The organism is uncultured Meiothermus sp. (assembly GCF_937863175.1).
Classification (GTDB): Bacteria; Deinococcota; Deinococci; order Deinococcales; family Thermaceae; genus Meiothermus.
In genome coordinates, this window is the sequence record NZ_CALMCQ010000046.1 from 1 (window position 1) to 8,344 (window position 8,344).

The window sequence follows — 8,344 nt, forward strand, 5'->3', positions numbered from 1 at the left end:
CTTGGGGCCTTCGTAACGAATCACCACCACATCGCCGGGCTTGATCTGCTTTTTGAGCACCGCCTTCATCGCACTCGCCTCGCCGTCAAAAACCCTGGCCGGGCCACGGTGAACCCTGGTCTCGGTTCCGGCGAGCTTCAGCACCGCACCCTCCGGGGCCAGCGTGCCCTTGAGCACCCGGATCCCGCCCTCGGGCTTGAAGGCTTTCTCGGCCTTGACGATGACCTTCTGGCCTCTGGACTCCCTGGTTTTGGCGGTTTCCTGAAACAGAGTTTTGCCGGTAATGGTCATCTGGTCGCCGTCAATCAGCTCGGCCTCGATCAAGCGGCGGATGATGAGAGGAATTCCGCCGGCTTCGTATAGCTCCCAGGCGGTGTACTGGCCCCAGGGGCGCATATCGGCAATTACCGGGGTTTTGCGGGAGATCTTGTCGAACTCCTCGAGGGTCAGCCTGATTCCGGCCTCTTTGGCAATGGCCAGCAGGTGCAAAACAGTGTTGGTGGAGCCACCGGTGGCCGCTACGGTAGCGATGGCGTTGGTGAAGCTCTTCTTGGTCAGGAAGCTCCTGGGCGTGCGGCCGGCCTGGATTGCATCGGCCAGCACCCGCATGGCCTTGCGGCCTGCTTCCTTTTTCTCGGGGGCGATGGCCGGGATGGCGTTGTAGCCGATGGGGGAGAAGCCCATCACCTCCATAATCATGGCCATGGTGTTGGCGGTGAACTGCCCGCCGAAGGTGCCGGGGCCGGGGATGGCGGCCCGCTCGATGGCCTCGAGCCGGTCTGCATCAATTTTACCTGCTGCGTACTCCCCAACCGCTTCGAAGACCGAGACGATGGTCAGGGCCTTGCCATCCAGATAACCCGGCGCCACCGTGCCGCCGTAGAGTACCAGGCTGGGCACGTTGGCCCGGATTACCCCCATCATGCCCCCCGGATTGGACTTGTCGCAGCCCACCAGTGCAATCATGCCGTCGTAGAGGTAGCCCTGGGCAATTAGCTCGATGGAGTCAGCAATTACCTCCCGCCCTACCAGACTGGCCCGCATGCCCGGGGTGCCCATGCTGATGCCGTCGGAGATGACCGGTGCGCCAAACTCGAAGGTCTGGAAACCGGCCTGTTTAGCCCCAGTCTTCAGGTCGGCGGCCAGCTCACGCAGGTGGTAGTTGCAGGGCATCCCTTCGGTCCAGGTATTGACCAGGCCCACCCAGGGAATCCTGAACTCCTCATCGCTAATTCCAACCGCGCGGAGCATGGCACGGGCGGGCGATTGTTGGGAACCTTTTTTGATGATGTCACTTCGCATGAAGACCTCGGCAGTAGCTGTTGAGCGAATCGCATTTAGCCTGTTTGCATCGGCTATTTGCTATTGGCACCCAGAATTATCATACCTTGAAGCTGCGCCGGAGCAACCCCCAAAATTGCATCTCAAAAAATGCCATAACCGAAGTTTCTATGGTGGTCGCGCCAGAAGGCCCACCCATTTTTGGTACCCTGAGCCGCGGTTTTCAAAGCGACCCGGTATGAGCTCAATTTAGGCCGCCCCGGGCAGTCTGGCAACCATAAATCGGCGTGTGACAAACCCCTCGAAGCGAGCCGCTCCAAAGCAAATCCTGCAGCTAGAGAGGCGGAATCCCTACCGGAAATTGAGTTGCCGGAGCACAAAGGTACCCGGCACGGCAAAAACTGCCATACCGGGTATCTGGAGCAAAGCTCTCGAGGGAACCGCTCTAGGGCCGCTGTTTGTCGGCAACGTGGCGGGCAAAATTGTCCAAAATGGCCTGCCACCCCAGGAGCTGTTGTTCGATGGTGTGGGTGGACTCCGGATCGAAGGTCACCCGCACCCGCACACCATGGGGTTCGTTGTTGAACTCGACCCGGGCTTCGCGGTCTCCGAACGAGTACTCGATAAGCTGGTGGGGCACGATCTCTGTATAGGTGCCGGCGAAGTCGAACCCTGCGCTGCCATCCCGGGCCTCCATGCGCGAAGAGAAGTTACCTCCCACACGAAGATCCACCACGGCGGCGGTGGTGTGCCAGTCTTCCGAGGCGGCATTCCACTGCTGGATATCCTCGGGTGTGGTGTACGCACGCCAGACTTCCTCGAGGGGTGCTGCAACCATGGTCTCGACGGTAATTTTCACAGCCTCTCCCTGGCGACTACGGGTTGACCTGCCCCGCTGTGCTAATATTGACCATCCAGTTCATTCCAAAACGATCCCTGCACATCCCAAAAATATCACCCCAGGGAGCTTTCTCGAGGGGTACGCTGACCTCCCCGCCTTCCGAGAGCTTCTCGAAGTAGAGGCGCAGTTCTGGCTCGTTATCACCGCTGAGAGAGAGCTGGACGCTGGCCCCGGGTTGATACTCCATGCGATTGGGGGTATCGGCAGCCATGAAGATGATCCCGTTATCGGCCTCCAGCATAGAATGCATTATCTTGTTGGCTTCGCCGGGATCGTCGGAAGCATTGAACTCTGCGAAGGTGTTCAGGCTCAGCTTCCCGCCGAATACGGTCTGGTAAAACTCCATGGCCTGGCGGGTGTTGTCTCTAAAGTTCAGATATGGATTCAGCCTCGAGTACATAATTCCTCCTGTGCAACCTTCATTTAAGTTCTCGCCAGATATTATGCCAGCATTGTTTAGATAGTTTCAGGTGTCTATAGTATAACTTTTTCCTTGCTCCGTGCCCCCGTTCCACCTCGAAGTCGAATCGCCCAGAGACACGCCCCAGGAGCTATGAAAAACAATACTTCGTGAATGTTGTCAGCAGCGCCCAGGTTGGAATGCGGTCTGGGAGTTACCCTATGACCTCAAACCGTGATGCCGATTGAAAGATCAGCTACCTGCTGTGCCTGTCAGAAGGGGCGTGTTCTTTTGAGTTCGACCTCGAGGGTTCCAAAGTTTTCTAGCTGCAGTAGCTCCACTTCGCCCTGCTTCTTGGCTTCCAGGAGGGCGGCAAAAGCCACGGTCTGCTCGCCCCAGCCGCGCAAAGGCAGGCGGCTGAACTGGGTTTGGCGTACCCCCCACAAAAACCCTTTGATGCGTTCCCAGGCTTCGTGCAGACCAAAGGTCTCGGGCTCCAGCAGCAACTCGGCCCGCCGGGCAAAGGGCTCTACCGCCCGCACCAGCATTTGCAGCGGCATTGGACGCAAGCGACGATCTTTGGGGAGGGGCGAGGGTGGCACCGCCAGTACGCGGGCGCGTTCACGCGAGCGTTGCTCGAGGAAGGCAATGGCCTCTTCCAGGGCCAGGAGGGTCTCGAGAAAGGCGGGGCCGTCGAGCGGTTCCTCCTCTTCGTCCTCGACCAGAACAAGCTGGGGACGCCTGGCAAAAGCCCGCAGCTTAAAGAGCACCAGCTCGGCCAGGATGGGCAGCAGATCACCTCGTTCGGAAAGCCCCAGGGCCTGTACCTGGGCCAGCGCCTGATCGGTCAGGGCCAGCACCGGCAGGTCTTTGGCGGCAATTTTGCCCTTGCGCACCTGCTCGGAAAGCTCCCTGGGCGTTCCGGCAAAGGTGTTGAACGTGAGGGTAATCATGACAGACTGGCCCAGATCACCTGGAAGCCACCTTTAACTGCTCCCTGCTCCCCGACCCCCGACCCCTGGCCTTGAGCAGACCGAACTTTTCCCGCACCTCTTCCAGGGTAGCTCCGGCGATAGTTCGGGCCCGGGTCGCACCGTCCTCGAGGGCATCCAGCACCTGCTCGGGGTTGGCCCGTAACTGCTCGGCCCGTTCGCGGATAGGCCGCAGGGTTTTCATCATTTCCTGCAGCAAAAGCTGTTTGACCACCAGCGTCCCGATCCCCCGGCGCCGGTACTCCTCGCGCAAAACCTGCACGAGCTCGGGGGCGGCAAAATACTGCAAGAATTTGAACACCACGCTGCGTTCGGGGTCGCCGGGGTCGGAAAGGCGGATGCGGGCGGGGTCGTCGGGCATGGTGCGGATTTTGGCCCAGATGCCCTCCTCGCCCTCCAGCAGGCCGATGGTGTTGCCCACGCTCTTGGACATCTTGGCCTTGCCATCAATGCCAGGTACGCGGGGCGCGCTGGCATTGAGATAGATATCTGGCTCGGGGAAGGTCTCGCCGTACTCGAGGTTCCACCGGCGGGCGATTTCGCGGGCAAGCTCAAGGTGCTGGGTCTGGTCGTCGCCCACCGGTACGGTGTCGGCTTTGTAGATCAGAATGTCGGCGGCCATCAGCACCGGGTACATCAGCAGGCCCGCTGGCACCGACTCGAGCCTGGCGGCCTTGTCCTTAAACTGGGTCATGCGGGTCAGGTCGCCGTAGGGGGTCTGGGTGGTGAAAATCCAGGCCAGCTCGGTGTGTTCAGGGACATGCGACTGCACAAACAAAATCACCTTGTTCGGGTCGAGGCCGGCCGCGATGTTCACCAGGGCGGCCTCCAGGGTGCGCTGGGCCAGGAGGTCTTTGTCGTAGGCGGCTGGGTTGGTGGGCGCGTGATAATCTACAATGCAAAAAATTGCGTCCCGCCCCAGCCTTTCCCCCAGTTCGATGTAGTTGACCATTGCGCCCAGGTAGTTCCCAATGTGCAGATCGCCCGTGGGCTGAAAGCCAGAGAAAACCCGCTTCATGCCCGATAGGATAGCAGGGTTGGGGGGCCACGTACACCGTTACCTGGGAACACATCTTGATCTACTCCTCGGGTGGCTGGCAGCAGAATAGAAGCCTTCCACTGCCTAGAGCGTGGAGATGGTCTGCAGGCCAGGTTATTCTGGATAAAATGCGAACCGCCGGGTCTACTCGGCCCTCCGCACCGCCGGGGCCGGCCAGCAGCAGGGTGGGCTGGCGCTGCACCCTGTATGGTCTGGGTGAGCGGCGCACGGGCAAGCGTTTTCACGCTTTCTAAAGGAGAATCTATGGATCTACTATTGCTGAGCCCCACCCGGTTTGAAGCAGACTTCCTGAAAGGCCGGAGCTTTGACTTTCACGGGAGGACTGGGTTGCGCGGCGAGGGCTGGGCCTGGCTGGAAGCGGGCATCGGCAAGGCCAACACTGCCGCAACCCTGGCGGCCTTTGCGCAGCGGCGAAAGTTTGACCGCGTGCTGCTTTTCGGCGTTGCGGGCGCCTATGCAGATTCCGGTCTGCAAATCGGCGACACGGCTCTGGCGGAGAAGGAAATCCAGGCCGACTTGGGGGTGCGCGATGGCGGCATGAAGGGTATGGGCTTTCCCACCCTGATCCTGGGCGCGAGCCATTATCACAACCGCTTCCCGCTAGACAGGGTCTTTACGGGTGAACTCGAGACCAAGTTGGGTTTACCCCGCAAGCAATTCCTTACCCGCGATCTGGTATCCGAAAACCCCACCGAGGCCAGACATCTGTCACTCAAGTGGGAGGCCGACCTGGAAAACATGGAGGGTGCGGCCTTTGCCCAGACCTGCTTGTGGCTGGGCCTGGCGGGAGCCGAGTTGCGCGCGGTTTCCAACATCGCTGGCATCCGTGACCGATCGCAGTGGCGCATCAAACAAGCCGTGGAGTCGCTGGAGAGCCACATTTTACGTATCATCGAGCCATGACCGACATCACCCGGCGAATTTACACGGGCATGCAGGTGTGGCCCGGCGATACCCCCTTTAGCTACGAGCTGGTTTCGCAGATTTCTAAGGGCGAAAGTGTGAACGTGGGCAAGATTTCCAGCACTACTCACCTGGGCACCCACCTGGACGCACCCTGGCACTACATAGACGACGGTGGAAAGCTGGAAACCGTTCCGCTCTCGGTGCTGGTCGGCCTTTGCCAGATGGTGGACGCCAGGGGGCAGGAGGTGCTAACAGCGGAATTCCTACAGACTGTACAACTTGCCGAGCGAACCTTGTTCTACACCGGCCAGCCCAACGACTGGCAGACCTTTCCGCAGACTTTCATGCACGTCTTGCCCGAAGCAGCAGAATATATGGCCAGCCAGGGGGTAGCGCTCTACGGAACCGACTGTCCCAGCGTAGATACGCTCAACTCCAAGGATTTGCCTGGACACAAGGCATTTGCCAGGGCTGGGATTTATATCCTGGAAGGGCTGGCCCTGGAGGGGGTGCCTCCGGGGGGTTACAAATTGATCGCGCTGCCGATGCGCATGGAAGGCACCGATGGGTCGCCGGTACGGGCAGTACTGCTCCAGGAGAGAAGGGAAGGTTGGTTTGGCGGGATTTAGGTCGGGCGATTGGCCCTTCAGCACAGGTTTGATCATGAATTAAGTCGGGCGCATCCATCCGCTTCAGAAGCGTGCTCTCGAAGGTGCATCAAGAAGGTGGGCTGTGGAATCGCCATCATCACTGGGCACAGAGGGGTATTCCAGGCGACTCTGAGAAAGGGGCTCATTTCAGGCCATGCCTGCTGGGTGATTTTGAAACGCTCACCCGAAAAATGCTGTGCGGTGGGCCCCTCTGGCAGACCACCATTGCGCCGGGGTGGTAAATCCTTTCGTCCTCAGCACGCAGTTTAATGAAGTGGGCTACTTCCCGAACCCCGAACCCAATGCTGCCATCGTGGTTGCATTCTGGGTAGTAGCTGGTTGGTCGGGATGCTGTCCTGGTTTGTAATCCCTTCCGATGCACAACCGGATCACCGAACCCTTTGCTACCGTCGAATCGTTATTTTTAGATTAGGGCATTAACGAAGCCAGGTGGCTCGAGCCGGCGTTTTTGTAACGGGAACTGGGGGTTTAACGTTTGATTTCCGCATCGAGAGTTTCCAGGGGATTTAGCATTAGGACGAGCAGGGGTAACCTTAATATCCGTCTAATCCCTTTGTTCTGTAATCCTTTCGGGAGTAGCAAACATGAACAGATACCAGATTCTTGCCCTACTAGCAGTGGCCGCAGTCTTACTGGGTGCATGTTCCTCGATGCCTTCGCGGGTTCAAACCGAGCAGCCGGAGTATGTGATGACCGTGCGGGTAGGTGCACATGAGACTGTACAAAGCCTCGAGCGTCGCTTTGGGGGCAGTGTCTTGGTACTCGAGCCTGGCCGGTACGCCGTGCTAAGCGTCAAGCCCGATCCGCGCGGGGGCGTATCAACTGCGAGTAGCCATGTAGAGCCAAACCACAGTCGCTTCCTGGCTGGAGGGCAGATTGCCTGGATGAACGGTCAGTCTAATCTATGGGCCGGCGGTCAGTCTAACCTCTGGGCTGGGGGGCAGTCTAACCTTTGGGCCGGCGGTCAGTCTAATCTATGGGCCGGCGGTCAGTCCAACCTCTGGGCCGGGGGCAGTTTCGCCTGGATGCCGCAAAATACACAGATCTGGCAGCACATCGGGTTGCCGCAAGCCCACAGTCTGGCTCGCAATTTAGGCTCAGGCGTCAAGGTTGCGGTGATAGACACCGGTGTGGATCTCGATCACCCAGCGTTGCGCGATGCGCTCGCACCAAAGAGCGAACACTGGGACTTTGTAGACAACGACCCCGTACCCCAGGAGCAGGGAACTTTTGGTCTGGGCGGCTACGGCCACGGAACCAACGTCGCAGGGATCATTCGCCAGATTGCCCCACGGGCTACCATTCTGCCGCTGCGGGTACTGGGGCCCGACGGCCGAGGGGATGTCGTCCACCTTGCCGCAGCCATTAATCGGGCCGTTGCTAATGGTGCTAATGTAATTAACCTTAGCCTTGGAAGCGAGAACCCTTCCCCAGCCGTCGAAGCCGCCCTTGAGGCTGCAACCGCCGCCGGGGTAATGGTGGTGGCGTCGGCTGGAAATGCGGGCAACACCCAGGTTACCTACCCGGCCTCGAGTGCCCGTGGTGCCGATGGATGGCAGAGGCTCAGCGTAACGAGTATCAATTTGAGCGACGCCAGGTCTTTTTTCGCCAGTTATGGTGAATCCATCGAAGTCGCAGCCCCTGGCGAGGCAATTTACGGCCCTGCCCCAGAGAACCAAATGGCAGCCTGGTCGGGTACTTCGATGGCTGCCCCGATCGCAGCCGGCGCACTGGCACTGGCACTGGGCGAGACACTGGTAGTTCCTATGAAGAATCTCGCCGATGAGTTGATGGTACGCGGTAGCGACCTGTACAACAACGACCTCAACGAACGGTACAAAGACCTCTTAGGCGATGGGAGGATCAACCTCGAGGAGTTCCTGGTCAACACTATTCTTCGATAAGCTGGCAGCCCGTTTCTGGGTCTTTTCCTCGCAAGCTACCTTCTCCCATCACCAGGAGAGGGTAGTTTCTGATTGCCTCCCGGGAGTACCAGACGGGATAAAGGTAGGCGTCACCGGGTGGCACTTCCAGCACGCAAGCGAATGGTGGCAAATACCTGCACATGGCTGCTTCCAAACTGTGTTGGGGACAAATGTTTACCCACAACCATGCGGAGCCGACTGGCGCAAT

9 protein-coding genes are annotated in these 8,344 nt (G+C 59.2%); 4 read left to right on the forward strand and 5 right to left on the reverse strand.

The features are described from left to right. The 5 genes from Q0288_RS01915 to trpS form a co-directional block, all read right to left on the reverse strand. On the reverse strand, positions 1-1,302 hold a 1,302-nt coding region (locus Q0288_RS01915; protein ID WP_299426323.1), incomplete at its 3' end, for a dihydroxy-acid dehydratase. A 424-nt stretch (positions 1,303-1,726) separates the two neighbouring features. Beyond that, entirely contained in the window at positions 1,727-2,140 is a 414-nt protein-coding gene (locus tag Q0288_RS01920) for an SRPBCC family protein (RefSeq protein WP_299426326.1), read from the reverse strand. A gap of 16 nt (positions 2,141-2,156) precedes the next feature. Next, complete coding sequence (locus Q0288_RS01925) at positions 2,157-2,582, reverse strand: VOC family protein (RefSeq protein ID WP_299426329.1); 426 nt, start codon at positions 2,580-2,582, stop codon at positions 2,157-2,159. Between the two features lie 272 nt (positions 2,583-2,854). Further along, positions 2,855-3,535 carry a chromosome segregation protein ScpA gene (locus tag Q0288_RS01930; protein WP_299426331.1) on the reverse strand — a complete coding sequence of 227 codons (681 nt, stop codon included), beginning with the start codon at positions 3,533-3,535 and terminating at the stop codon, positions 2,855-2,857. A gap of 16 nt (positions 3,536-3,551) precedes the next feature. After that, complete coding sequence (trpS, locus tag Q0288_RS01935; RefSeq protein WP_299426335.1) at positions 3,552-4,592, reverse strand: tryptophan--tRNA ligase; 1,041 nt, start codon at positions 4,590-4,592, stop codon at positions 3,552-3,554. Between the two features lie 149 nt (positions 4,593-4,741). Between trpS and Q0288_RS01940 the strand changes: the two genes are divergently transcribed. The 4 genes from Q0288_RS01940 to Q0288_RS01955 all read left to right on the forward strand — a co-directional run bounded on the left by Q0288_RS01940 (position 4,742) and on the right by Q0288_RS01955 (position 8,115). Beyond that, positions 4,742-4,867 (forward strand): hypothetical protein, encoded by a 126-nt coding sequence (locus tag Q0288_RS01940; protein ID WP_299426338.1) that lies wholly within the window; start codon positions 4,742-4,744, stop codon positions 4,865-4,867. Positions 4,868-4,877: 10 nt separating this feature from the next. After that, entirely contained in the window at positions 4,878-5,537 is a 660-nt protein-coding gene (mqnB, locus tag Q0288_RS01945) for a futalosine hydrolase (protein WP_299426341.1), read from the forward strand. Beyond that, complete coding sequence (locus tag Q0288_RS01950) at positions 5,534-6,169, forward strand: cyclase family protein (RefSeq protein WP_299426344.1); 636 nt, start codon at positions 5,534-5,536, stop codon at positions 6,167-6,169. Before mqnB ends, Q0288_RS01950 begins: the two co-directional genes overlap by 4 nt. A 626-nt stretch (positions 6,170-6,795) precedes the next feature. Continuing rightward, positions 6,796-8,115, forward strand: a complete 1,320-nt coding sequence (locus Q0288_RS01955) for a S8 family serine peptidase (RefSeq protein WP_299426347.1) — start codon at positions 6,796-6,798, stop codon at positions 8,113-8,115. Positions 8,116-8,344 lie beyond the last annotated feature (229 nt).